A 24,048-nucleotide genomic window follows, 5' to 3' on the forward strand; every position below is an offset into this window, starting at 1 on the left:
TCCCAGATTTTAAAAGTTGAATATTTATTATATAAAGCATCGATTTTCTAAAAAGGAAGCTGAGCTTCAATAGACTTCTGATTAAAGAAAATTCACTTGAAAATTGCTGTTTTATAAATTAATTTCCAGAATTATTAAATGAAACTAGGCTGATAATACCTTATTGATACATGCAAATAAGGTGGTTTTCTAAGGAAATAACAGTGAAAATAGATACTTATATTGAAATTAAAGATAGCAAGGATAACGATACAAATATTAAATATCGTGGGCTAATTCAAAAAATAACAGCAACATTGTCGATGACGCTTTTGTCATTTGGATGGAACTCCACTGTAAATGCCGCACAACAGCAAATTGCTTTAGTAGGGACATGGACATCGATTCCTAATGCGCCGCTCGCGCAAAAACCAAAACAAGCCAGTGAAGGTTTGTACCAGTTTCAAGTAAATAATGATGGGACTTTAACTCCTGTTAAAGTATTGAAAATGAAAAGTCCTTCATGGATTGTAAAATCGAAAGATGGCCGTTTTGCCTATACCACTAATGAAGAAAATGAAGGGGCAGTGACTGCATTATCGGTTCAAAACGGAAAGGTGGAGGTGTTGAACACAGTCGATAGCCATGGTGGACATCCAACACACGCATCAATCAGTTTAGATGGCAAATTCCTATTTGTATCGAACTATTCGGCATTTGATAAAGGTCGTGGTGGTGTCGCTGTGTTTCCAATTTTGCCAAACGGTCATGTAGGTGAAAAAGTACAAAATATTGTTTTTAAGGAAGGTTCTGGCCATGTCAAAGGTCGACAGGAGAGTGGTCATGCCCATTCGACAACTTTCAGCCCAGATGGTAAATATTTATATGCGAGCGATCTGGGAAATGACAAAGTCTATACTTTTCATTATAACCCGGATAAACCTCAACCACTCGAAGCAGATAACACTCGAGATGTGACTTTTACGCATGGTTCTGGCCCACGCCATATGGTCTTTTCACCAAATGGTAAACATGCATACGTTACCGCAGAAATGCGAAGTGAAATTGTCACGTTTAATGTGCAAGATGGTCATTTGAAAAAAGTGGCTGAGCTAAAACTGATTCACGAAGACAAAACACCTGAATTTAAGAGCGCGAGTGGAATTATCCTTAGTCCAAATGGTAAATATGTGATTGCTGCTAATCGGGGTGCAGACAACAAACTTTTGGTATTTAAAATTCAACAGAATGGATTGCTTGGTAAGCCAGTAGTTTATAAAGCCAATGGAATTGAACCACGTGCTTTCTCATTTGATGCGTCTGGTAAATATCTATATGTAACCAATGTTTATAGTAACAATATTAGTTTATTTCGTTTTGATGCAAAAAATGGCACCTTAAAACCAGCTGGTGATGCAGCAAAAATATCAACACCTACGGATATCAAATTCTTTAATTAATCCGAAACATGAAACTGGCATTTCTAGTGCCTGATATAAACGACCGAGATTTTGCTATCTCGGTTTTTATATCAGTTTTTGCAAAAATGATGATTTTCCGTATGATATGAACAGCAATAATTAGTGTAGTGAAGTGATGAAAAAGATTTTATTGATTGCAATGAGCTTGTTCTTTGTTGGTTGTTCAGAAAAGAAGCCATTAACACCAGAAGAGCAATGGCATGGCTTTTGTACTAGCGTAGGCAACGCAGCTAGAAGTATTGTTTTTGATCGTCAGCAAGCAATTGAAAAAGCTCAAGCAGTTGAGCATGCAAATAAAATTGAAGATGACATTACGAAAAAATTTATTCTTAATATTATTGAAAAAGTTTACGCAATTCCAAAAGAAGAATTAACTAAAGATCAGCAAGCTGTACAAGAAAAAGTTAGAAAGCAAATGATGGAAGAATGTTTGTCAACACCTCATGAAAAAATGCCAAGATATAAACCGTTCTAATTCTGTCTAAGTTTATTGAAATTCTACTAATATTAGGTTCTTTCGCTCAAAAATAACCCAGAATCAGCCATTTTGCTCATTATTTAAACACAGGTATTTAGATACAAAATAATGGGCATCACGGAGAAACACCCCGCGCTCATTAACTTTTACCGTGAACTCTAGTAAACTTTTGTAGTCCATATTACTTGTGAAGCTTTTTCGAAAGCTGGAATTTGCAAGTAATTTTTCAAAAAAAGAGGAATGAACACCGTGCTAGAAGCTTACCGCCAACACGTTGAAGAACGTGCCGCACTCGGAGTCCCACCGAAGCCACTTGATGATGCTCAAACAGCTCAGCTTGTTGAACTATTAAAAAATCCACCAGCAGGCGAAGAAGCGTTCTTGGTTGATTTGCTTGAAAACCGTGTTCCTGCAGGTGTTGACCAAGCAGCTTACGTAAAGGCAGCGTTCTTGGCAGCAATTGCAAAAGGCGAAGCAACTTCACCACTCGTTTCTAAAGAGCGTGCAGTTTACTTACTTGGCACAATGCTTGGTGGTTACAACGTAGCACCACTCGTTGAGCTTCTTGACGATGCTGAACTTGCAAACCTAGCTGCTGAAGCATTAAAGAAAACACTTCTTGTATTTGATGCATTCCACGACGTAGCAGATAAAGCAAAAGCTGGTAACGATGCTGCTAAAGCTGTTTTACAATCTTGGGCAGAAGCAGAATGGTTCACTAGCCGTCCTGATGTTCCAGAAGAAATCAAAATCACTGTATTCAAAGTAACTGGTGAAACAAATACTGATGACTTGTCTCCAGCTCAAGATGCTTGGAGCCGTCCAGATATCCCATTACATGCAAATGCAATGTTAAAAAACGAGCGTGATGGTATCAACCCTGAAAAACCAGGTGAAGTTGGTCCATTAAGCCAAATCAAAGAACTCATCGCGAAAGGCAACCAAGTTGCTTATGTGGGTGACGTTGTTGGTACAGGTTCAAGCCGTAAATCTGCAACTAACTCTGTACTTTGGTTCTTCGGTGACGAACTTCCACACATTCCAAACAAAAAAGATGGTGGTGTGTGCTTAGGTTCTAAAATCGCTCCAATTTTCTTCAACACAATGGAAGACGCAGGTGCATTACCTGTAGAAATCGACGTTGCTAACATGAACATGGGCGACGAAGTTGTATTGAAAATTGATCATGCTGCCGCAAAAGTTACTGCTTTTAAAGATGGCGTACAAATTTCAGAAGCAGAACTTAAAACTCCAGTACTTTTAGACGAAGTACGTGCTGGTGGTCGTATTAACTTGATCATTGGTCGTGGTTTGACAACTAAAGCACGTGAAGAATTAGGACTTCCACCTTCTACATTGTTCCGTACCCCTGTTCAACCTGCTGACACTGGCAAAGGCTTTACACAAGCTCAGAAGATGGTTGGCCGTGCATGTGGTTTACCAGAAGGTCAAGGTATTCGTCCGGGTACTTACTGTGAACCTAAGATGACTACAGTTGGTTCTCAAGATACAACAGGTCCAATGACTCGTGACGAGTTAAAAGACTTAGCTTGCTTGGGCTTCTCTGCTGACTTAGTAATGCAGTCTTTCTGTCACACTGCTGCGTATCCAAAACCAGTTGACGTAACAACTCACCATACATTACCTGACTTCATTATGAACCGTGGTGGTGTATCTTTACGTCCAGGTGACGGTATTATCCACTCTTGGTTAAACCGTATGTTACTTCCAGATACAGTAGGTACTGGTGGTGACTCACATACTCGTTTCCCAATCGGTATTTCATTCCCAGCGGGTTCTGGTCTTGTTGCATTTGCAGCTGCAACTGGTGTTATGCCACTTGATATGCCAGAGTCTGTACTTGTTAAGTTCAAAGGTAAAATGCAACCTGGTATCACTTTACGTGACCTTGTACATGCAATCCCTTACTACGCAATTCAAGCGGGTGACTTAACTGTAGAGAAGAAAGGTAAGAAAAACATCTTCTCTGGTCGTATCCTTGAGATCGATTTGTCAGAAATGGAAAATGACTTGACTGTTGAGCAAGCATTCGAACTTTCTGATGCTTCTGCTGAACGTTCTGCTGCTGGCTGTTCAATCACACTTTCTGAAGAGAAAGTTGCTGAATACTTACGTTCTAACATCACTATGTTGAAGTGGATGATTGCAGAAGGTTATGGCGATGCTCGTACTATGGCGCGCCGTGCAGAAAACATGCAGAAGTGGTTAGACAACCCAAGCTTGTTAAAAGCTGATGCTGATGCTGAATACTTAAAAGTTTACGAAATCGATCTTGCTGACATCAAAGAACCAATTCTTTGCTGCCCGAACGATCCAGACGACGCGAAACTTCTTTCTGACGTTCAAGGCGACAAAATTGATGAAGTATTCATCGGTTCTTGTATGACCAACATCGGTCACTTCCGTGCAGCTGGTCAGTTACTTGATAAAGTACCTGGTGGTTCATTGTCTACTCGTTTATGGTTGGCTCCACCAACTCGTATGGACGAGCACCAATTAATGGAAGAAGGCTTGTATAACATCTATGGCCGTGCTGGTGCGCGTACAGAGATGCCAGGCTGTTCATTATGTATGGGTAACCAAGCACGTGTAGCGCCGAACACAACATGTGTATCGACATCTACTCGTAACTTCCCGAACCGTTTAGGTCAAGGTGCAAACGTTTACTTAGCATCTGCTGAGCTTGCATCTGTAGCTGCGGTTCTTGGTAAATTACCAAGCCCAGAAGAATATCAACAGTACGCGTCGCAAATCGATAGCGCTTCTGCTGACATCTACAAATACTTAAACTTCGACAAGATGAGCGAATATACTAAAGAAGCTGATCAAGTTGATACTAAGAAAATCCAAGCTGCTCAATTGACTTAATACGTCGATTTAGTACAAAAAAGGAGCTGATTATTCAGCTCCTTTTTTATTTAAATGAGACTTTATACATAATTAGTTTTAAAAATAATAAATAGATCAAATTTTATTTAATGAAAATGTAAAAATAAATATTAGTCTAGATATTAAAACGTTTTTTGCTTTAAAATAATTGAACGAACTTAATAATAATTAAAAAAAATATGAGTATTTTATATAGGGAACTTAAGAATGCTAAAGACAATTGTTGAATTTAAATTTGATGATTACCAAATATATGAACAAAAAACATACTCTAACGAAGAAGGTGTTTTAGTTCAAAAAACTGAAGATATTGCACAGTATATTTTTAGTATTTTAAAAAATAGATATCATTTAAATGTAGAGCTATATAGTGAAAAATGGGGGTGGCAAATTGAGATTCCACTCCCTGAAATAACGATGTATCTTGGTATAAGTGTCTATGAAGAATATAGCAACGGTTTCGCAATTTTTATTTCTCCAAACACACCCATTTTAAGAAAGTTTTTATTTAGAAAACTTGATATTACTCATCATATTATGGTGCTGCAAAACTATATAAATATTATCTTAAAATCACATCCGGGCATCTATGATGTGATGTGGTGGAAAGAAAAAGAATTCCGATGTGTAGCGGCGAGCTGAAGTGGGCAGAGTTAGAAAATTTTAAATGCCGAAGTGAGTGAAGGAAAATTTATTAAAGACTATATTGGTGAATAGAGGGCGAGAGCTTACTATATCACCAATATCAAGTGGTCAGATCAATATGCAAAATTCAGCTTGGATGGGATTGCGTAAGTTTTTTTATAATAATCTTCATAATCATGACTATGAAACTACGGTAAGTAGATGTATTAATTATTTTTTAGTCTTTTTAATTGTTGGTAACGTCGCTGCCGTTTTATTAGAAACAGTAAATGATTTGTACTCAAGTTATCATATTTGGTTCGACTATTTTGAAGTTATTTCAATTGGAATTTTTAGTATTGAATATTTATTAAGATTATGGAGTATTGCAGATCGAGATACCACACAATCTGCATGGAAAATCCGCTTGAACTGGATGAAAAGCGGTGAAGCAATTATTGATTTGATGGCAATCTTACCTGCCTATCTCAATTTCTTCGTACGGATTGATCTTCGTATGCTCAGAATCTTACGTTTACTTCGCTTATTAAAATTGACACGGTATTTTATCTCGCTACAGATATTGTTATGCGTGATTAAACGTGAGAAAGGTTCTTTTCAAGCTGTTATCTTTATTTTAATCATTATGATTATTATGACTGCTTCTGGAATTTATGTGGTTGAAAACAAGGCTCAGCCAGAAGCTTTTAGTTCAATACCTAAATCTATGTGGTGGGCTGTAGTGACTTTAACCACGGTGGGATATGGCGATGTCACTCCAGTAACTAGCCTAGGAAAGTTATTAGGCGCGCTTATTACTATTTTGGGTGTTGGTATTGCAGCATTACCGGCTGGTATTTTGGCGTCTGGACTCGCAAATGAACTTAACCAGCGGAATCAAAGGCTAGAGCAAGAATTTCGTGAATTACTTCAAGCACGAGGTATTGATATTTTACATGATGAAGTTGAAATAGAACGGATCCGTCAAAAAGTAGGTCTACCAAAAGAGCAGGCGCATAACCTGATTGTTCAAATTATGCGTGAAAAAGTATTAGAGCAAGAAGAGTCGGTTAGAGAGAAAAAATGTTATTGCCCACACTGTGGTGGAAAGCTAACTGATTAGAAATAATAAGTTAGCATCTTCTTTGATTAAATTTACTTACTGGCTTTTTCAACAGCAAATGCAATAAGTAAAATAATAAGACCACCGAGACTTAAAACAAAACCTACCCAGATTGGCGCGATCCAACCCATTTGGTGGCTGAGTACCCATCCCCCTAAAAATGCACCTAATGCATTGGCCATATTAAAGGCAGAGTGGTTGAGTGACGCTGCTAATGTTTGGGCTTCGCCTGCGACATCCATTAGACGGGTTTGCAAAGCTCCACCTAATCCCATTACCGTAAGACCAATTAAAAATAATGAGGCAATCGCAGTATAGATATTACTCATTAAGAAACTGGCAACAACAAAAGCAATAGCTGAACTAATTAATACACCGACAATCGTTTTGTTGAGGTTTTTATCTGCAAGCCACCCTGCTGCTAAGCCACCGATAACCATACCAGTACCCCAAATAGCTAAAGCGATAGGGACAATTTGGATATTAACCTGAGTATATTCAGTCAAAATTGGTGAAACATAACTATAAACAGAAAACATGCCCCCAAAACCGATAGCGCCTACTGCTAGTGTTAGCCACATGTTGATATTTTTAAGACCAGCTAACTCTGTTTTTATACTGGCAGTAGCTTGGACTGGAATATTAGGTACAAAGAAGCCAACAGCAATTAAAGTAACGAAAGCAATGGTGGCTGAAAACTCAAAACCTGCTCTCCAGCCAAAATTTTGACCTAACCAAGTTGCTAGAGGAACACCAATTACAGTCGCAACTGTAAGCCCCATCATCATTTGAGCAACCGCAGAAGCTCTTCTTGATGGTCCAGCGAGTTCTGCTGCAACTAATGCACCGACTCCAAAATATGCTCCGTGTGGTAAACCTGCAATGAAACGTGAGATTAAAACAGTTTCAGGTGTGTGTGCTAAAGCAGTACAGGCATTAGCTACACCATAAAAAAGCATTAAACCAAGTAATAAAGTTTTTCTCGGAACTTTGGCTCCGAGAATAGCAATGATAGGAGCACCAATAACTACACCCAATGCATAGGCACTAATAAAATGGCCAGCTTCAGGTACTGTAATATTTAAATTATTTGCAATTTCCTGAATCAGTCCCATTGCGACGAATTCGGTGGTTCCAATACAAAAACCACCTACAGCGAGAGAGAAAATTGCTAAAAAGAGAGAATAGTGTTGATGTGTAGAAAGGGGAGATTGTTGGGACGCCATAATAAGTTAAGGGAAGACACAAAAAAGAGAAGTATAAGGGAAAAGAGAACAGAATAATAAAAAACTAAAATATTGAGATAAGGATTAAATATTCAAATGAAGTAAATTTAAATCTTCATGTTTTGAGCTATAAATAATAAAAAATAACGAATGATAATAAGAATTGTTTTTATTTGTGTATATTGTATTCGCTTATATTTTGTTTGATTTTTTAACTTTGTATACAACAGGATTTTCTAATAATGAATAGATTTCTAATGACGTCACTTGCATTGATATGTACAACAGGCTTTGCTCACGAACCTTATGTAGCACCTGTAGCTTATAAAACTGAACAGACTCAAGTACCTGTAATTACTGGTTATGCTGAAGAAGCATTAAATAGTGAATATGCTTTAAAAGATGCCAAGCTTACTGTAATTACACCTAAAAATGAGCTTAAAACCGTCAACTCAGAAGCTATGCATAAGTCTGTAACTGTCTTTGATGTAGATCTACCTGAAGAGGGCACATACATTGTTCAAACTCAGGCGAGTTACCCTTTAAAATATGTATATGACCAAAAAGAATGGCATCTATTTTTTGATATGCCAGCTGATAAAGCTCCACCGAAAGCAGAACGTGAATATTTGATTCCGACTGACCTTAAAACAAAAACAATTAAAACAGAGCAAGTAACACGTGAGTGGATATTGCAGAGTTATCTTTCTAAGGGAAAAGTTTCAGATATTCAGCTTCCTAATACACCGATTAAAGTTAGTTTCTCTGTGCATCCAAACCAAATTAAAGCTGCTCAACCAGTTAAATTAGCTATAACTCAAAAAGGCCAACCTTTAGCTTATGCTGAAGTTAATTTAAGAGAAAAGGGTGCAACTGACAAAAAAGTGCAGCAGTTTAAGGCAGAAAACAACGGTCAGGTTGAGCTTAGCTTTCCAAAAGCTGGAGAGTACCTAGTAGAAGTAACAGCTCCCCTAAATTTGAAATCAAAACCTAAAGATCAGAGTTATACGATTATTAGCTTAAATGTATTAGCACAGTAGTTTTTAGTTTTTTATAAAAATAGACCTAATAAAGGTCTATTTTTGTCTTATGCTTTTTTAACCACTTTAAAAATTTTTATAAAATCGCTTTAATTTTCCTTCTTTTTTGAAAATACCTAAATTCATCCCATGTGAAAATAGTGAAATAAAATTCATGTTGAGACAAACTAACTAATTTTGTGTTAAAGTGAATAAAATTCATTAATAAAGATTTATCGAAAGTTTTATGGAACAGCAAACATGTGCTTTAGCCATTTATAGATAAATCTCTTTTTTAGGCTGGGGCCCATGTTAGAAATACGCCACCTTAAAACCTTAGTTGCCTTACGTGAACACGGTTCATTGGTTTCGGCAGCAAATGATCTTTGTTTGACACCATCTGCAATTTCCCATCAATTAAAAGAATTAGATCATTGGTATGGGGTAGAAGTCGTTAATCGTCGAAGTAGACCTGTTAGTTTTTCTAATGTAGGACAGCGCTTACTTAAGTTAGCCGATGACGTTTTGCCACAAATTCAGATTACTCATAGTGACATCACGCGTATTGTGCATGGACAGACTGGCAGAATTATTTTTTCATCGGAATGCCACAGTTGTTTTGACTGGTTAATGCCTTTATTAAATCAATATCGACAGCAATATCCGGATGTCGATTTAGACTTCGCTTCAGGTTTTGAAGCCAATCCACATGAACTTTTACAAAATGCAGAATTTGATTTACTGATTACAGCTGACCCAATTGCTTTAAAAGGAATTGAGTATTTCCCGATTTTTGAATACGAATCACGTTTGGTCCTATCAAATACTCATCCTTTGGTGCGTGCCGAAAATATTACTGTTCAAGAGTTAGCAGAACAAGTCTTAATTACTTATCCAGTTGATAAGCATCGTTTAGATATTATGTCGAAACTTTTCATTCCTGCGAATATTCAGCCTAAACAAATACGGACAACGGACTTAACCCAAATGCTCATTCAGCTTGTAGCAAGTGGACGAGGGATTGCTGCTTTACCGGATTGGGTAGTAAATGAATATGAACAAAAGGGATGGGTTACTAGTCGCCGTTTAGATTGTGTTTCTCCTACAGGTTTAAGACGAACTTTATATGCGGGCTATCGAACTGAAGAAAAAGAGAAAAGTTATTTCGAAGGGTTTTTAAAGCAATTAGAAAAGTTTTCTTTAAAACGAAATGCCTATTATTCTGGCTAAATAAATAATTTAGCCTAAGTGTTAAAAAGGTGCTTAATTGCACCTTTTCTATATCGACTTCTTATTTACCAATAAATAAAGAGAGTAAGCCGGCTGCAATTAGAGGGCCGACTGGTACACCACGTAGTAAGGCCACACCAGCAACTGTCCCAATGAGTAAGCCTGCAACAACATCAGGCTGGCTTGACATAAGTTTTACTCCGCGTCCACCTAGCCAAGCGACTAACAAACCAATTGCGATAGCAACAAGCGATTTAAAACTAACAAATGATTTTAAAATACTTTCCCCACTAAGCTTTCCACTGGCAATTGGTGTGAGTACGCCAATCGTTAAAATAAGAATTCCTAAATTAAGACCATGTGCTTGAATATAAGGAAAGAACTCATTTAAAGGCGTGATTTTAACGACAATGAGTACACCCGCTGCAATGGTTACAGCCGCATTTTGACTTAATAAACCGCAGACAAGCAGAACGAGTAAAACAACTAAATTAACATCAAATTGGGCAAGCATGAGGAGTAGAAAGGAAAGTAAATAAAATGGAATTGTATAATATTTAAGAGTCGTAATGTGAACGCTTTAAAAGATACAGCCGATTTCAGAACTTATTTTTAATAAAAATTTATTGTATATCTCTCAATGATAAAGAGTTTTAATTTTTGTTTACGCTTGGACACAATGTTATATAAATTAACAAGTTAAAAATTATAGTTTTAAAAAACTGTGATATAAAAATAGTCATTACTCATGAGTACAGGATATTTTTATGGATATTATAGATATTAAAATCAAAGATCAGTTTGACCAGATTCACGATGCAAAAGCCCAGCTAAAGAAAAATTTAGTTGAACATGAAAATGAATCTTTAAAACTAAGCCAGCGTATTGAGCATATTATTGTAGATAATGAAATTATTTTGCCAACTACTGAGTTGTTATTTGAAAGTGAGCAGAATGAAAATATTTATCGAGTCGTTGAAGAGTAAGGGTACGAGCTGTTTGAAGTAAACGAAAACAGTAGCGAGTAGTGTTTAGTAAAAAATGGAAACTACGTTAAAATAACAGCTTAGTTCTAATGAGAAAATTTCATGCTGCTGGAAAAAATTTTACAATCACAAGGGTTTGGTTCACGTAAATATTGTCAGCAGTTAATAAAAAATGGGTCTGTAATTGTTGAGGGAGAGATTGTAGATAATCTTAAAAAGCAATTCTCTCCTGAAAATTTAGAATTTTCTCTTTTTGGACAAACTTATCAATATCGAGAAAAAGTTTATCTGGCTTTAAAAAAGCCAAAAGGTTTTGAATGTTCACATCAGCCGCAACATCATCAAAGCGTTTTTAGTCTTTTACCTGAAATCATGATTCATAGAGGTGTACAGGCTATTGGCCGTTTGGATCAAGATACAACCGGTTTACTCTTACTTACTGATGATGGTAAATATCTTCAAGCTTTAACTCATCCGCGTAAACATGTTCCAAAGGTTTATCATGTTACGACCATAGATCCAGTAACACCTGAGCAAATTGAAATGTTGAGCCAAGGGGTAAGCTTACATCAAGAAAAAGGTGTTTTTGCTGCAACAGATGTAGCTATATTAGAAACTCATCAATTAACGATGACGATTCATCAAGGCGTTTATCACCAAGTCAAAAGAATGATTGCAGCTGTAGGAAATAAGGTAGAAGCATTACATCGCCATCAAGTAGGGCAATTGGTTTTACCTGAACTTGCAGAGGGAGAATGGATTTATTTGTCTGAAAAGCAAAAACATCTCGCCCAAAATATCACTTAAGAAAGCAATGAAATGTTTGGAATTCACTGTCCCGAATAAAGCCCATTTGTTCATATAGCCGATGAGACTCATGGTTGTTACTTTGAGTTTCTAGACTAATACGTAAAGCATTTTGTTGCTTTGCAAATAAAATAGCAGTATCGATTAACTGTTTAGCAGAGCCTTGACGACGAAAAACAGGTGTTACATATACGTCATCTAAAATATAGTAGGTTGAACAAGCAACTGAAGAAAAGCCTAAATAGAGTAGAACGAACCCTGTGATTTTATCGTCTTTAATGTGAATAAAAAATATACTTTCTCTATTCTCAAAACGTTGTTTAAGAAAGTGAAGCGATTCATTAAAATTAGAAGAAGCCCCATAAAACTGACGGTATTCATCAAATAAAACGGCGAGTTGCTCTAAATCTTCAAAAGTCGCTCGTCTAACGATCATTTGGCACTCCTTGTAACTTATCATTATGTTTTTACAAAGAGAGCATAACGAAAAAAAGAGCTTTTTGACGTTAAAACTTGTTTATAAATGCAACAGTGTTAAATTTTGTCGCTTTCACCAAGAAGAGCATTAAGTTCTTCAAATAAATCCTCATGGTCATCATCTTCAGCTAAATTTGATGGATTTTGGCTTAATGAAGATGCTTTTGCTTTTCTCAGCTTTAATAATTGTTCCATATTGATCGTCTGATTTTCAATCGCAAATGGAATAGATTTAGTTAATACGACCTGTTTAAAAAAAAGTCGTACCGCTTGGGCAGGGGTAATACCCAATTGTTTAAAAACAGCAAAAGCCTGCTTTTTCTCTTGGGAGTCTAGTCGAACCTGATAAACTTCTGTTTTTCGCATGAATAACAAAACCAAATGATTTTAATTTTTAGAAATTTATTTTAAACCATCGCAATGTAATTTCAATGCTTTTTGGCATAAAAAATAATCTTTTTGTCATTACGGTTACATTACAATGTCAATTCAAATTCGGAATTGAAAGACATTTCCTCTTTCGTGAGGGGATCTATAAATGAAATATGCTTAGCTAGAAGCTGCAATGGTTCTGAGAAATCGTCCTCTGCCTTATGTTGAACGTTAGGATAAAATGGATCATTTTTAATCGGAATTTCTAAATAATTAAGATGTACACGAAGTTGATGTTGTTTACCTGTTGTGGGGGTTAAGCGATATTTTGCCCACATTTGGTTATGTTCGATAAGCTCAATATAGGTCTCGGTATTTGTTTTTGTATTTGCCACAACTTGCATAGTGTAAAAAGGATTACCTTTATCTAAATGCAATTTTAATGTCTGAGGAAAATTTAAATCTTTTTTATAAGGTGCAACAGCGTGATAAATTTTATTGACTTGGCGCTCTGCAAATAATTGTTGATAAACACCACGCGACTCAACCCGTTTGCAAAATAGAACAACGCCAGCAGTTTCACGGTCTAATCGATGTATGGGCGTTAAAGATTCATTGCTTGTTTGTTTTTTTAGACGAACTAATAATGTTTCTTGTACATATTGTCCAGTTGGACTAATCGTTAAAAAATGCGGTTTATCGACCACCAGTAGATCATCATTTTCAAATAAGATTCGATGTTCGAAAGGAACATGTGGTTCATAGGCAAGAAAGCGATAATAAAAAATATGCGTATTACCTTGATAGGGACTGTCTAATGTTAATTTTTGTCCATTCGCGCCATAAATAAGTCCATCCTGAAATCGTTGTTGCCACTCTTGTACTTTAATATGTTGAAAATGTTGGCATAGATACTCATAAATTGTTTGAGTATTTGTTTGTGCAGGAAGATAGACTTGGCTTGCACTTACACCATTAATCATGGGCGGCAGAAATTCGTTCGGACTAGACATAAAAAAGTGTAAATAAGTAAGAGAATTGATATAAAAAAAGCCAACTTCTAGGGCTTGAGTAGGCTTTTAAGGCAGGGCAATGTTATCATATCGATTATTTCGAATCATGTTATGTGTGCTATGTCGTATTCATTGAAATTGGTCTTAAATCATGAAGAAGATACTGAGCGTTTAGCTCAAGCTTTGGCGCAACATGTCCAGTCGGGTGTAATTTATTTAATTGGGGACCTAGGTGCGGGTAAAACCACACTTACGCGCTATTTCTTGCAGGCTTTGGGCCACAAAGGCTCTGTTAAAAGTCCAACCTATACGCTCGTTGAGCCGTATAAAATCAATGAAAAAGAAATTTTTCATTTTGATTTATATCGTTTGAATGACCCTTATGAACTTGAATTAATGGGAATCCGTGATTATTTAGATATCACAGATGCATTATTTTTATTTGAATGGCCATCAAAAGGTGGCGATGAAATTCCAGAGGCCGATATCATTATTGATATTCAGAAATCAGATGATGAGTTGAGCCGTTTAGTAACGTTAACTTTACCTACAGAACATTTGTATCAGACTTTGCAGGAACAGCTTCATGACTGATGAAAAGCTAGCACGACGTCGTATCCATACATTAGACGCAGCGTTAGCCAACCAGATTGCTGCGGGTGAGGTGATTGAGCGTCCTTCATCTGTTGTTAAAGAATTATTAGAAAACTCAATTGATGCCGGTGCAACTGAGCTGATTGTGCGAATTGCTCAAGGTGGTTCGACCCTAATAGAAATTATTGATAATGGGCATGGCATTCATTCTGAAGATTTAGCATTAGCTGTTATGCGTCATGCCACAAGTAAAATTAAAACGGCAGAAGATTTACACGCTATTGTAAGTTTAGGATTTCGCGGGGAGGCGCTTGCTTCGATTGCCGCTGTTTCAAGATTGACATTAACGAGTAGCCAAGATGAAAGTGGAATCGGCCATCGAGTTGAAGTAAATGGTACAGCCTTTGATCACCAAGAAGTACAAGCCGTTGCTGCTCAAAAGGGAACCCATATACGTGTTCAGGACTTATTTTTTAATGTTCCTGCGCGCCGTAAATTTTTAAAGAAACCAACGACTGAATTTGGTCATATTGAAGAAATTGTTCGCCGTCTAGCTTTAACACATTTCGATATACGTTTTGTGCTTGAACATAATGATAATATTAGAATTAATTTACCTATAGCAGATAGCGGCGAGCTGCGTTTTCAGCGGGTACAGCAATTATTAGGTTCGCAATTTGTACAAAATGCATATTGGATGGATGCCGAAAGTATTAGCATGCGTTTATCGGGTTGGCTTGGTCATCCTTCAGATGCACGTGCGCAAGCTGATATGCAATATGTCTATGTAAATGGTCGTATTGTTAAAGATAAAACAATTTCGCATGCGTTACGCATGGCCTATGACGGTATTTTACATGGCCATCAGCATTCATCATATTTACTTTTTTTAGAAGTCGACCCTGAAAATATTGATGTGAATGTTCATCCTACAAAACATGAAATTCGATTTTTAAATCAAAGAGAAGTGCACGAGTTTGTAAGGCATTATGCAAAAGAAATTCTATCGCAATTTCAGACAGCGAGTGCTGATTTAGCTCAAGCGATGAAAGTAGATGAACAATCAGATTATTCAGTACAGCCGCAGCCTAAATATCAAGAACAATTTTCATTGCACAGAGCAAATGAAACTTTAAATGCAGATAGTGAGCCACAGCCACAGCAAGCACCAACAGAGTTATTAACCGATTTTAACGCTAGTCGTCCTCAAGCCATTCACTATGCAGATCAAACACCAAAATATAATGGTTCTCCTCAGTTAAATAATGCGTTAAAGACTTACTTAGCGCCTCTTCGTGACCAGTCTACTAATTTTTCAGTAAATGAAAATATTGAGCCAGTAACTAAAGTCGATGAGTTTCCTTTAGGTATCGCAATTGCTCAACTTCATGGAATTTATATTTTAGCGCAAAATACTGAAGGGCTTATTATTGTCGATATGCATGCAGCGCATGAGCGTATTTTATTACAGCAAATGAAAAATGCTTGGGATAAACCTGAATTTTGGACATCTCAGCAGTTGCTTATACCTAAAGTCATTTCTATTAGTCGTATGCAGGCAGTGCGGGTAGAAGAGTTAAAACCTCAACTGGAGCGTTTAGGGCTGGAAATTGATTTATATGGGGATGAGCAAGTTATTGTTCGGGGAGTGCCAGCCATATTACAAAAAGCTGACTTTGAAAATCTTATTCCCGAACTTTTAAATGATTTAGACCCAAATGATGAAGCCCAAGGATTACTTCAAAAAAGAGATGAGTTATTAGCTGGAATGGCATGTCATGGAGCCGTACGTGCACATCGACAACTCAGTCTTTCTGAAATGAATGCTTTACTTCGCCAAATGGAACAAACCGAATTTGCAAGTCAATGTAACCACGGAAGGCCAACTTGGCGCGCATTTCCACTAGCCCAATTAGATAAATTATTTGCTCGAGGAGAGTAGTTGTACATGTCAAATCAATTGCCCGTCATCAATTTAATGGGGCCAACTGCAAGTGGAAAAACCGCTTTGGCATGTGAATTATACGAGCGTGGAAATTTTGAATTGATTTCTGTTGATTCTGCACTTGTTTATAAAGATATGGATATTGGTACTGCTAAGCCAACACGTGAAGAACAAGCGCTCTATCCTCATCATCTCATTGATATTATTACACCTCTTGAAGTTTATTCAGCAGCTCAGTTTGTCGAAGATGCGTGTAAGTTAATTGATGACATGCATTCGCGTGGGAAAACTCCTATCTTGGTAGGAGGTACAATGTTGTACTTTAAAGCATTGTTAGAAGGCCTATCGAGTAATTTGCCGAGTGCAGATGCCCAAGTTCGCGCAGCAATTGAAGAAAAAGGTTTAAATGAAGGGTGGCAGGCTGTTTATGATGAGTTAGTTTCTGTAGATCCTGCCGCGGCTATAAAATTTAATGTGACTGATAAGCAAAGGATTATTCGAGCCTTAGAAGTTTATAAGCTTACGGGTGAACCAATTACTAAATTACAGGCAGAACAACCAAAAAACGTACCATATCGATACATATTTCATAATTATGCTTTACTTCCAGATCGGGTAGAATTACATCAACGCATTGAGCAAAGATTAAGCAAAATGTGGGATATCGGTTTTTTGAGTGAAGTTGAAGCTCTAATTGAAAAATACGATTTAGATGAAAATTTACCCTCAATGCGTTCAGTGGGTTATCGACAAGCACTAGAATTTCTATTAAAAAGTGACTTAAGTCTCAAAAGTAAACGTGAAATGGAGGATAAAGCTTTATTTGCGACACGACAACTTGCCAAACGTCAATATACGTGGTTACGTTCTTTGCAAGAAATACACGATTTTAAAACTTACTTGACGATAAAGCAGGCGAAAGAAGACTTGCGAAACTCTTATGGATAAAGCAAAATTTGCACACTGTCTTTTTATAATTTTTAGTTGAAAAATAAAGATAGTTTTTTTGCGCTGATTTAAAAATTTTTTTTTGGAGTTAAAAATGTCTAAAGGTCAAACTTTACAAGATCCGTTCTTAAATTCTCTCCGTAAAGAACGTATTCCTGTTTCTATTTTCCTTGTGAACGGTATTAAATTACAGGGTCATATTGAATCATTTGACCAATATGTTGTTTTATTAAAAAATACAGTAAGTCAAATGGTTTACAAACACGCGATTTCAACTGTTGTTCCAGCACGTAACCCACGCCCAGCAGGCGCGCAAGGTACAGGCTTCCCAGCACAAGGTGGTACACAAGGCGGTTTTGGTGGTCAAGCTAGTGGTGGCTTCGGTGGCGCTCAAGGCGGCTTCGGTGGCGCTCAAGGTGGCTTCGGTGGCGCTCAAGGCGGCTTCGGTGGTCAAGGCGGCTTTGGTGGTGGTCAAGGTGGCGGCTTCGGCGGTCAAGGTGGCTTCGGTGGTCAAGGTGGTGGTTTCGGTGGTCAAGGCGGCTTCGGTGGTCATCAAGGTGGTTTTGACAACGACACTAAATTTGAAGATGGTCAAGAAGACGAAAATAATCGTTAATTGAAATCTAAAAAAGAAACCAGTCAGATAATGACTGGTTTTTTTATGTTTATTTATAAGTTAATTCAAAATATTTAATTCATTGAAGTCCATGATTTGACCATGATGAATAATATTTTAAATAGAGTTCTAATCGATGCTATTAATATTAGCTGCTGCTTTAAGCAGTGTTTTGGTATCTATCCTATTAAAAAATTTAAAGAAAAAAGGTTACCAGCCGCTACAAATGATTGCATGGAACTATGCAAGCGCGAGTATTCTTTGCTTTTGCTGGTTTCAGCCTGATATTCAACATATTTCAATACAAAAAACGCCTTGGTGGCTAATTGTTGCATTAGGTTTGATTTTGCCGAGTATTTTTCTGTGTTTAGCCAAATCATTAGAATATGCCGGGATTGTTAAGACTGAGGTGGCACAGCGTCTTTCCGTGGTACTTTCTTTACTGGCAGCTTATTTCTTTTTTCATGAACAATTTAATTCATTAAAACTCTGGGGAATAGGTTTAGGAATTTCTGCTGTTTTACTTGTCCTCTTTGGACAAATGGATTCTTCCTCGAATCATCAATCTCGAAAAGCAATTTTTGCTTTATTAAGCGTTTGGTGTGGATACGCCGCAGTAGATATTCTCTTAAAATATACGAGTAGTTTAGGCCTTCAATTTACACTCACGTTGAATCTTATTTTTATTACCGCTTTTATATTATCAATTTCATATTTATTGGTGCAGAGTACACAAAAATGGCAGTTTAAAAGTGCTATAGCTGGGTTGATATTAGGTTTACTTAATTTTTCAAATATTACTTTATATGTGAAGGCTCATATACTTTTAAAAGATTCACCTGCAATTGTTTTTGCAAGTATGAATATTCTTGTGGTGTTATTAGGAGTTGCAAGTGGCATTATTTTATATAAAGAGAAATTAAAATGGCCTACCACTTTGGGTATTTTATTCGGAATAAGTGGCGTGCTTTGTTTGGCTATGGCAATGTCTTCATAGTTCAAGAGAACTAAATCTCTTGAACTATTTAAATTTTATAAATAGGTAAAAATAACTTCATCTGGTAGGCGTGATTTAGGTAGTTTGGCGTTAAAATCGTTTTCACTGCGATAGCCGAGAGAAACGATGACTGAACTACGTAGGCCTTTTTCAGTTAAACCTAACTCTGTATTTAAAATCTCTTCATCAAAACCGCCCATTGGTGTTGCATCAATTCCTTCTAAACCTGCAGCGAACAGTAGTTGTCCTAGAGCAATAAATGTTTGATTTTCCATCCATCCAAATAAATTTTTCTGTTCATTTCGATAGAATTCAACATAACCATGGCGAGTATCTTTTTGGCCTAATTTAGCTTTTTCATCTTTAAAACGCCCACTTAAATCATCTTGTTCAAGTAATTGATTTAAGTATTCATCTGAAATATCTGTTCTTGTGCAAAATATAAGTGTATGTGATGACTCAAGCACTTTAGGTGCATTATAAGCATACTTGCCTGTTAAGGCTTTTGCGATTCTTTCTTTAGCGGCAAGGTTGTCTGCAACTAAAAAGTGCCAAGGCTGTATATTCACCGAAGAAGGTGAAAAACGTAAAATTTCTAATAATTTATTAATTTTTTCTTGAGGGATTTTCTTTTCAGGATCATACGCTTTTGTTGTGTAGCGGCTTTTAACAGAATTCAATAGGTCCATAGGTGTGCTCCATATCAATCTTATGGCAATTGAGAGAATTTAATCTTTGCCATCATACGCTATTTTATTCAAAAACATTTCCTATGTAATTTGATAAAGAAATATAATGCTCTTATATAAAGTTTTAGTAATTTATTGAAAATGATTGATTTAATGCCAACAGATGCAAAGAGTAAGCTGCGAGAAATTAGAATAATTAAAGTCTTTATAATTTTTGTATTTGTATTGAGTCTTCTTATTTTATACATTGAATATCACGATCATGCACATATAAGCTGGAAATTTATATTTATTGCCAGTACATGTGCAATTTACGATTTTGATTTAAATCAAAAAATTAAAGAATTGAAAGTTAAAATAAAAAGTGACTAATTACTAGCTAATAATTCCAGACAATCAATTCGAGCTGTTGCGTATTTGAAGACGGATCAATTTCCAAAATATAAGCCTGATCTTCACGCCAATCGCCAAGAACAATTCGTTGTTTAGCTTGTACCTGATGAATTGAGGGGCGGTGAGTATGCCCATGAATCAATATATCTACATTTGCTAAAGCAGAAATAACGGCTTGCTCATTCACATCCATAATTTCATAGCTTTTTTGTTGTTTATCCGCGGAGCTTCTTTTGCGAAAGCCATTCACTAGTTTAGTCCGGAAACTGAGTGGGGTGCGGCGTAAAAGAGCAACTAAAATTGGATTTCGAATAATTTTTTTAAATTTTTGATAGGAAACGTCGTCTGTACATAAGGCATCGCCGTGTTCTAGACGATATTGATGTCCTGCAATATTGAGTGAATAAATATCAGGTAGTAAGACGCCATTAAATTTATTGAGGAAAACCTGATTAAGCGCAAAATCACGGTTACCGACTTGGAAGTAAACCCGATTCCCTTTTTTATTAAAGTCTTTTAAGGCATCAACAATTTCATCAAGCCACGGTGCTGAATAGTCATCTCCAATCCAGGCATTAAACCAATCACCTAAGATGTAGAGTTGAGTGTTTTTATGTTGGTAATGTACCAATAAGTCTAAAAACCCTCGAACGAGTCGAGGGTGTTCAGGTGACAAATGTAAATCTGAAATAAACAGATAAGTCACAGCTTTATCCTAAAATTATTCAGAAATAATTTTAGCAGATTCAATTACAACGTTTTCTAAAGGAACGTCAGCGTGGTAACCACGGTTGCCAGTGCGAACACCTTTGATCGCTTCAACAACATCCATACCTTCAACAACTTTACCAAATACAGCATAACCCCAACCTTGAGCAGTTTTAGAGGTATGGTTCAAGAAAGAGTTATTTTTTACATTGATAAAGAATTGAGCAGACGCCGAGTGCGGAGCTTGAGTACGTGCCATTGCAATCGTACCTTCGTCATTGCTTAAACCGTTATCAGCTTCATTTTCAATTGAATCACGTGTTGCTTTTTCTTTGAAGTTTTCATCCATACCGCCACCTTGGATCATGAAACCATCAATGACGCGGTGGAAAATAACGCCGTCATAAAAACCGTCACGTACATATTCTAAAAAGTTTGCTACTGTTTTAGGTGCTTTTTCAGCATTCAGTTCAAGAACAATACGACCTTTATTGGTGTTTAATTCGACTTGAGGAAAACTCATTACATTAATCTCCTAAACATGGGCTTATGACCATGGGTTTTTGGTTGAGAGAAGCATAAGCAAACTGTAAACTACAAGGCAAGTAAAAAACGTTAAAATCTTTGTGAAAAATGAAGATAGCGTTTAAATTTTTCGAAATTTTATCTACAAAGAAGTGATTGATACACTATGAAGCCTAATGATGTTGTCTCGAGCCTGCCAAATAACCCGACACCGAATACTCATGCCTCTGTCGATTCTGCGCAGCAAGAACAACAGGCTGGCTTAGATTTTGTTCGCCAAGTGATTACTGATGACTTGGCTACGGGACGTGCAAAGCAGATCGTAACGCGTTTTCCACCAGAACCAAATGGCTATTTACATATTGGTCATGTAAAAGCAATTTGCCTAAACTTTGGTGTGGCTGAAGAGTTTGATGGTTTATGTAATTTGCGTTTTGACGATACAAACCCTGATGCTGAAGAACAAGAGTATGTTGACGGTATTGCGAATGATGTGAAATGGCTTGGTTTTAACTGGAATGGTGAGCCACGCTATGCATCAGGTTATTTTGATCAATTATATGCATGGGCTGTTCAACTCATTGAGCAAGGTGATGCATATGTAGATTTACAATCTCCTGAAGAGATTAAGTTAAACCGTGGTAGCTTTGTTGAACCTGGTAAAAATTCTCCATACCGTGATGCCTCTATTGAAGAGAATCTTACTCGCTTTGAAAAAATGCGTAGTGGTGAGTTTAAAGAAGGTGAAGCAGTTCTACGTGCCAAAATTGATATGGCAAGTACCAATGTACATATGCGTGATCCGATTTTATACCGCGTATTGCATTCAGAGCATCACCAAACTGGCGATAAATGGAAAATCTATCCAATGTATGACTATGCTCATCCATTGTCTGATGCTATTGAGGGGATTACTCATTCGCTTTGTACATTAGAATTCCAAGATCACCGTCCGTTTTATGACTGGATTGTAGAAAAAGTAAAATCTAAAGCGGTTCCACATCAGTATGAATCTTCACGTTTAAACGTGGACTACACCATTACGTCAAAACGTAAATTACGTAAATTGGTGGAAGGTGCTCATGTAAATGGTTGGGATGACCCACGTATGCCAACTGTAGTGGGTATGCGCCGTCGTGGTTTTACTCCAGAAGGTCTGCGTGATTTCTGTAAACGTGTAGGTGTGTCAAAAACTGATGGTATTGTAGATGTTGCAATGCTTGAGTTCTGTATTCGCCAATCTTTAGAAAATACAGCTGCGCGTGGTATGGCTGTTTTAAGCCCACTTAAAGTGACTTTAACCAATTTACCAGAAGATATGGATCTTAATCATGCTCGCCATCCAAACGTGGATATGGGCGATCGTGTGATTCCTTTAACCAAGGAAATTTATATTGACCGTAAAGATTTTGAAGAAATTCCGCCAAAGGGCTTTAAACGTTTAATTCCTGACGGTGAAGTGCGTTTACGCCATGCTTACGTGATTAAATGTGATGAAGTTATTAAGGACGCAAATGGTGAAGTGATTGAGCTGAAATGTTCAATTGACCCTGAAACCTTAGGTAAAAATCCAGAAGGTCGTAAAGTAAAAGGGGTAATCCACTGGGTATCTGCAACCAAAGGTATTCCTGCTGAAGTACGTATTTATGATCGTTTGTTCACAGAAGCAGACCCTGAAACAGGTGACGATTTCTTAGCAAACTTAAATCCGGACTCATTGAAAGTATTAGAAGCTGTCATTGAGCCAGCTTTAGCACAAGCGAATCCTGAAGATCGTTTCCAGTTTGAACGTGAGGGTTATTTTGTTGCGGATCAACATGATCATTCACCTGAAAAACCAGTGTTTAACCGTATTCTCGATTTGAAAGATAGCTTTAAGCCTGAGAAAAAGTAAGACGAGTAACGTGTTTTTTGAGTAAATAGCAGATATAAAAAAGCCCAATTTAGTTGGGCTTTTTTATATCTATTTTCTTACCTAGATTATTCTTTATTATGCTTTGGCAAATAAGCTAAGCTGGATTAATCACATAAAAATAAAGAACAATCAGGGCAGAGTAAAACTTGAAGTGCGACATAAACCACCTAATTAATTTAAAGGGTTTATGGAGTATATAAAATTGTCATACCATCATCTTAACTTTGAAGATCGTACTGCATTAATGCTTGAGTCAAGAAAAGAAGGCTTTTCAGCCAGAAAATTTGCTGAACTCATTAAAAGACATCCTAGTACGATCTATCGTGAGCTTAAAAGAAATAGCATCAATGACGTTTATCAAGCTCGATATGCTTCTGATAACACCTTCGCTAGACGTAGACGTGGTCACAGAAAACTCAAAATCGATTCAATCCTCTGGAAATTTATTGTTGAAGCGATCCGTTGTTTATGGTCTCCTCAGCAAATAGCAAAGCGTTTAAAGACATTTCCTGATTTGGATCAAACAATGAATGTAAGCCATACAACGATTTATTCAACGATACGCGCATTACCAAAGGGTGAGTTGAAAAAAGACTTATTATCCTGTCTGCGTCATGAAAATAAAAAGCGAAAAGCTAACGGTGAACCTAAAAAAGATTCTATATTACAGGATATTAAAACTATTCATGAGCGCCCAGCCGAAGTTCAAGAAAGAAAAATACCGGGTCATTGGGAAGCTGATTTAATTAAAGGTAAAGACAATAAAAGTTCGATAGCAACACTTATTGAACGAAATACACGGCTCTGTATCTTGGCAACATTACCTGATGCAAAGGCAGAATCAGTGCGCAAGGCTTTAACTGAAGCTCTGAAATATTTACCTGCAGAACTGCGTAAAACGTTGACCTATGACCGTGGACGCGAGATGTCAGAACATAAAATACTCGAAGAAGATTTAGGCATAGATGTATATTTCTGTGACCCACATTCACC

25 protein-coding genes are annotated in these 24,048 nt (G+C 36.9%); 17 read left to right on the plus strand and 8 right to left on the minus strand.

From position 1 onward, the window contains the following. The first annotated feature begins 203 nt into the window (after nucleotides 1-203). The 5 genes from ACINWC141_RS12695 (at nucleotide 204) to ACINWC141_RS12715 (ending at nucleotide 6,595) form a co-directional block, all read left to right on the plus strand. Nucleotides 204-1,439 carry a lactonase family protein gene (locus ACINWC141_RS12695; RefSeq protein WP_009391832.1) on the plus strand — a complete coding sequence of 412 codons (1,236 nt, stop codon included), beginning with the start codon at nucleotides 204-206 and terminating at the stop codon, nucleotides 1,437-1,439. 133 nt (nucleotides 1,440-1,572) lie between these two features. Beyond that, a complete protein-coding gene (locus ACINWC141_RS12700; RefSeq protein ID WP_081400138.1) occupies nucleotides 1,573-1,935 on the plus strand; it encodes a hypothetical protein in 363 nt (120 codons plus the stop codon). 252 nt (nucleotides 1,936-2,187) lie between these two features. After that, nucleotides 2,188-4,827: a bifunctional aconitate hydratase 2/2-methylisocitrate dehydratase gene (locus ACINWC141_RS12705; protein WP_009391688.1), complete on the plus strand. Its 2,640-nt coding sequence runs from the start codon at nucleotides 2,188-2,190 to the stop codon at nucleotides 4,825-4,827. A gap of 228 nt (nucleotides 4,828-5,055) precedes the next feature. Next, a complete protein-coding gene (locus ACINWC141_RS12710) occupies nucleotides 5,056-5,490 on the plus strand; it encodes a hypothetical protein (RefSeq protein ID WP_009391668.1) in 435 nt (144 codons plus the stop codon). A gap of 121 nt (nucleotides 5,491-5,611) precedes the next feature. Beyond that, nucleotides 5,612-6,595 (plus strand): ion transporter, encoded by a 984-nt coding sequence (locus ACINWC141_RS12715; RefSeq protein ID WP_009391734.1) that lies wholly within the window; start codon nucleotides 5,612-5,614, stop codon nucleotides 6,593-6,595. A gap of 32 nt (nucleotides 6,596-6,627) precedes the next feature. Here the strand turns inward: ACINWC141_RS12715 and ACINWC141_RS12720 are convergent, their stop codons facing one another. Continuing rightward, nucleotides 6,628-7,821, minus strand: coding sequence for an MFS transporter (locus tag ACINWC141_RS12720; protein ID WP_009391739.1), 1,194 nt, complete (start codon nucleotides 7,819-7,821; stop codon nucleotides 6,628-6,630). A 242-nt stretch (nucleotides 7,822-8,063) separates the two neighbouring features. On the opposite strand from ACINWC141_RS12720, the gene ACINWC141_RS12725 reads away from it, so the two are divergent. Both ACINWC141_RS12725 and ACINWC141_RS12730 read left to right on the plus strand, forming a co-directional pair. After that, on the plus strand, nucleotides 8,064-8,861 hold the full coding sequence (locus tag ACINWC141_RS12725) for a DUF4198 domain-containing protein (RefSeq protein WP_034678552.1): 798 nt from the start codon (nucleotides 8,064-8,066) through the stop codon (nucleotides 8,859-8,861). Nucleotides 8,862-9,149: 288 nt separating this feature from the next. Beyond that, nucleotides 9,150-10,070, plus strand: coding sequence for a LysR family transcriptional regulator (locus ACINWC141_RS12730; RefSeq protein ID WP_009391746.1), 921 nt, complete (start codon nucleotides 9,150-9,152; stop codon nucleotides 10,068-10,070). Nucleotides 10,071-10,131: 61 nt separating this feature from the next. On the opposite strand, the gene ACINWC141_RS12735 is transcribed toward ACINWC141_RS12730, so the two are convergent. Next, on the minus strand, nucleotides 10,132-10,584 hold the full coding sequence (locus ACINWC141_RS12735; RefSeq protein WP_009391736.1) for a DUF441 domain-containing protein: 453 nt from the start codon (nucleotides 10,582-10,584) through the stop codon (nucleotides 10,132-10,134). 253 nt (nucleotides 10,585-10,837) lie between these two features. Here ACINWC141_RS12735 and ACINWC141_RS12740 point away from each other — a divergent pair, with 253 nt between their 5' ends. Next, nucleotides 10,838-11,056 carry a hypothetical protein gene (locus tag ACINWC141_RS12740; protein WP_004791556.1) on the plus strand — a complete coding sequence of 73 codons (219 nt, stop codon included), beginning with the start codon at nucleotides 10,838-10,840 and terminating at the stop codon, nucleotides 11,054-11,056. Between the two features lie 102 nt (nucleotides 11,057-11,158). Then, on the plus strand, nucleotides 11,159-11,863 hold the full coding sequence (locus ACINWC141_RS12745) for a pseudouridine synthase (protein ID WP_009391821.1): 705 nt from the start codon (nucleotides 11,159-11,161) through the stop codon (nucleotides 11,861-11,863). On the opposite strand, the gene ACINWC141_RS12750 is transcribed toward ACINWC141_RS12745, so the two are convergent. From ACINWC141_RS12750 to ACINWC141_RS12760, 3 genes are all read right to left on the minus strand, one after another. Further along, on the minus strand, nucleotides 11,856-12,299 hold the full coding sequence (locus ACINWC141_RS12750; RefSeq protein WP_009391755.1) for a GNAT family N-acetyltransferase: 444 nt from the start codon (nucleotides 12,297-12,299) through the stop codon (nucleotides 11,856-11,858). The two genes, ACINWC141_RS12745 and ACINWC141_RS12750, sit on opposite strands and share 8 nt — an antisense overlap. Before the next feature lie 98 nt (nucleotides 12,300-12,397). Then, nucleotides 12,398-12,706, minus strand: a complete 309-nt coding sequence (locus tag ACINWC141_RS12755; protein ID WP_009391751.1) for a type II toxin-antitoxin system RelB/DinJ family antitoxin — start codon at nucleotides 12,704-12,706, stop codon at nucleotides 12,398-12,400. Nucleotides 12,707-12,816: 110 nt separating this feature from the next. Further along, nucleotides 12,817-13,725 (minus strand): pseudouridine synthase, encoded by a 909-nt coding sequence (locus tag ACINWC141_RS12760; RefSeq protein ID WP_034678554.1) that lies wholly within the window; start codon nucleotides 13,723-13,725, stop codon nucleotides 12,817-12,819. Nucleotides 13,726-13,845: 120 nt separating this feature from the next. Here ACINWC141_RS12760 and tsaE point away from each other — a divergent pair, with 120 nt between their 5' ends. The 5 genes from tsaE to ACINWC141_RS12785 all read left to right on the plus strand — a co-directional run bounded on the left by tsaE (nucleotide 13,846) and on the right by ACINWC141_RS12785 (nucleotide 18,825). Further along, nucleotides 13,846-14,319: a tRNA (adenosine(37)-N6)-threonylcarbamoyltransferase complex ATPase subunit type 1 TsaE gene (tsaE, locus tag ACINWC141_RS12765; RefSeq protein ID WP_009391742.1), complete on the plus strand. Its 474-nt coding sequence runs from the start codon at nucleotides 13,846-13,848 to the stop codon at nucleotides 14,317-14,319. Then, nucleotides 14,312-16,261, plus strand: a complete 1,950-nt coding sequence (gene mutL / locus ACINWC141_RS12770) for a DNA mismatch repair endonuclease MutL (RefSeq protein WP_009391698.1) — start codon at nucleotides 14,312-14,314, stop codon at nucleotides 16,259-16,261. Before tsaE ends, mutL begins: the two co-directional genes overlap by 8 nt. Before the next feature lie 6 nt (nucleotides 16,262-16,267). Next, nucleotides 16,268-17,212, plus strand: a complete 945-nt coding sequence (gene miaA, locus ACINWC141_RS12775) for a tRNA (adenosine(37)-N6)-dimethylallyltransferase MiaA (protein WP_009391682.1) — start codon at nucleotides 16,268-16,270, stop codon at nucleotides 17,210-17,212. Nucleotides 17,213-17,306: 94 nt separating this feature from the next. Beyond that, nucleotides 17,307-17,828 carry an RNA chaperone Hfq gene (gene hfq, locus ACINWC141_RS12780; protein WP_009391731.1) on the plus strand — a complete coding sequence of 174 codons (522 nt, stop codon included), beginning with the start codon at nucleotides 17,307-17,309 and terminating at the stop codon, nucleotides 17,826-17,828. A 136-nt stretch (nucleotides 17,829-17,964) separates the two neighbouring features. After that, nucleotides 17,965-18,825 carry an EamA family transporter gene (locus ACINWC141_RS12785; protein ID WP_009391758.1) on the plus strand — a complete coding sequence of 287 codons (861 nt, stop codon included), beginning with the start codon at nucleotides 17,965-17,967 and terminating at the stop codon, nucleotides 18,823-18,825. Nucleotides 18,826-18,860: 35 nt separating this feature from the next. Here ACINWC141_RS12785 and nfsB read toward each other — a convergent pair whose 3' ends face one another. Then, on the minus strand, nucleotides 18,861-19,514 hold the full coding sequence (gene nfsB, locus ACINWC141_RS12790; protein ID WP_009391727.1) for an oxygen-insensitive NAD(P)H nitroreductase: 654 nt from the start codon (nucleotides 19,512-19,514) through the stop codon (nucleotides 18,861-18,863). 141 nt (nucleotides 19,515-19,655) lie between these two features. Here nfsB and ACINWC141_RS12795 point away from each other — a divergent pair, with 141 nt between their 5' ends. After that, nucleotides 19,656-19,886 carry a hypothetical protein gene (locus ACINWC141_RS12795; RefSeq protein WP_009391738.1) on the plus strand — a complete coding sequence of 77 codons (231 nt, stop codon included), beginning with the start codon at nucleotides 19,656-19,658 and terminating at the stop codon, nucleotides 19,884-19,886. A gap of 7 nt (nucleotides 19,887-19,893) precedes the next feature. Here ACINWC141_RS12795 and ACINWC141_RS12800 read toward each other — a convergent pair whose 3' ends face one another. Together ACINWC141_RS12800 and ACINWC141_RS12805 are read right to left on the minus strand one after the other, a co-directional pair. Beyond that, a complete protein-coding gene (locus ACINWC141_RS12800; protein WP_009391808.1) occupies nucleotides 19,894-20,613 on the minus strand; it encodes a UDP-2,3-diacylglucosamine diphosphatase in 720 nt (239 codons plus the stop codon). A 15-nt stretch (nucleotides 20,614-20,628) separates the two neighbouring features. After that, nucleotides 20,629-21,138 (minus strand): peptidylprolyl isomerase, encoded by a 510-nt coding sequence (locus ACINWC141_RS12805; protein ID WP_009391780.1) that lies wholly within the window; start codon nucleotides 21,136-21,138, stop codon nucleotides 20,629-20,631. Between the two features lie 168 nt (nucleotides 21,139-21,306). Between ACINWC141_RS12805 and ACINWC141_RS12810 the strand changes: the two genes are divergently transcribed. Together ACINWC141_RS12810 and ACINWC141_RS12815 are read left to right on the plus strand one after the other, a co-directional pair. After that, nucleotides 21,307-23,034 (plus strand): glutamine--tRNA ligase/YqeY domain fusion protein, encoded by a 1,728-nt coding sequence (locus tag ACINWC141_RS12810; protein WP_009391777.1) that lies wholly within the window; start codon nucleotides 21,307-21,309, stop codon nucleotides 23,032-23,034. A gap of 208 nt (nucleotides 23,035-23,242) precedes the next feature. Further along, nucleotides 23,243-24,048: IS30-like element ISAba125 family transposase (locus tag ACINWC141_RS12815; RefSeq protein ID WP_081033352.1), on the plus strand; the 806-nt coding region annotated here is incomplete at its 3' end.

It is taken from the genome of Acinetobacter sp. WC-141 (assembly GCF_000313935.1).
Taxonomy (GTDB): Bacteria; Pseudomonadota; Gammaproteobacteria; order Pseudomonadales; family Moraxellaceae; genus Acinetobacter.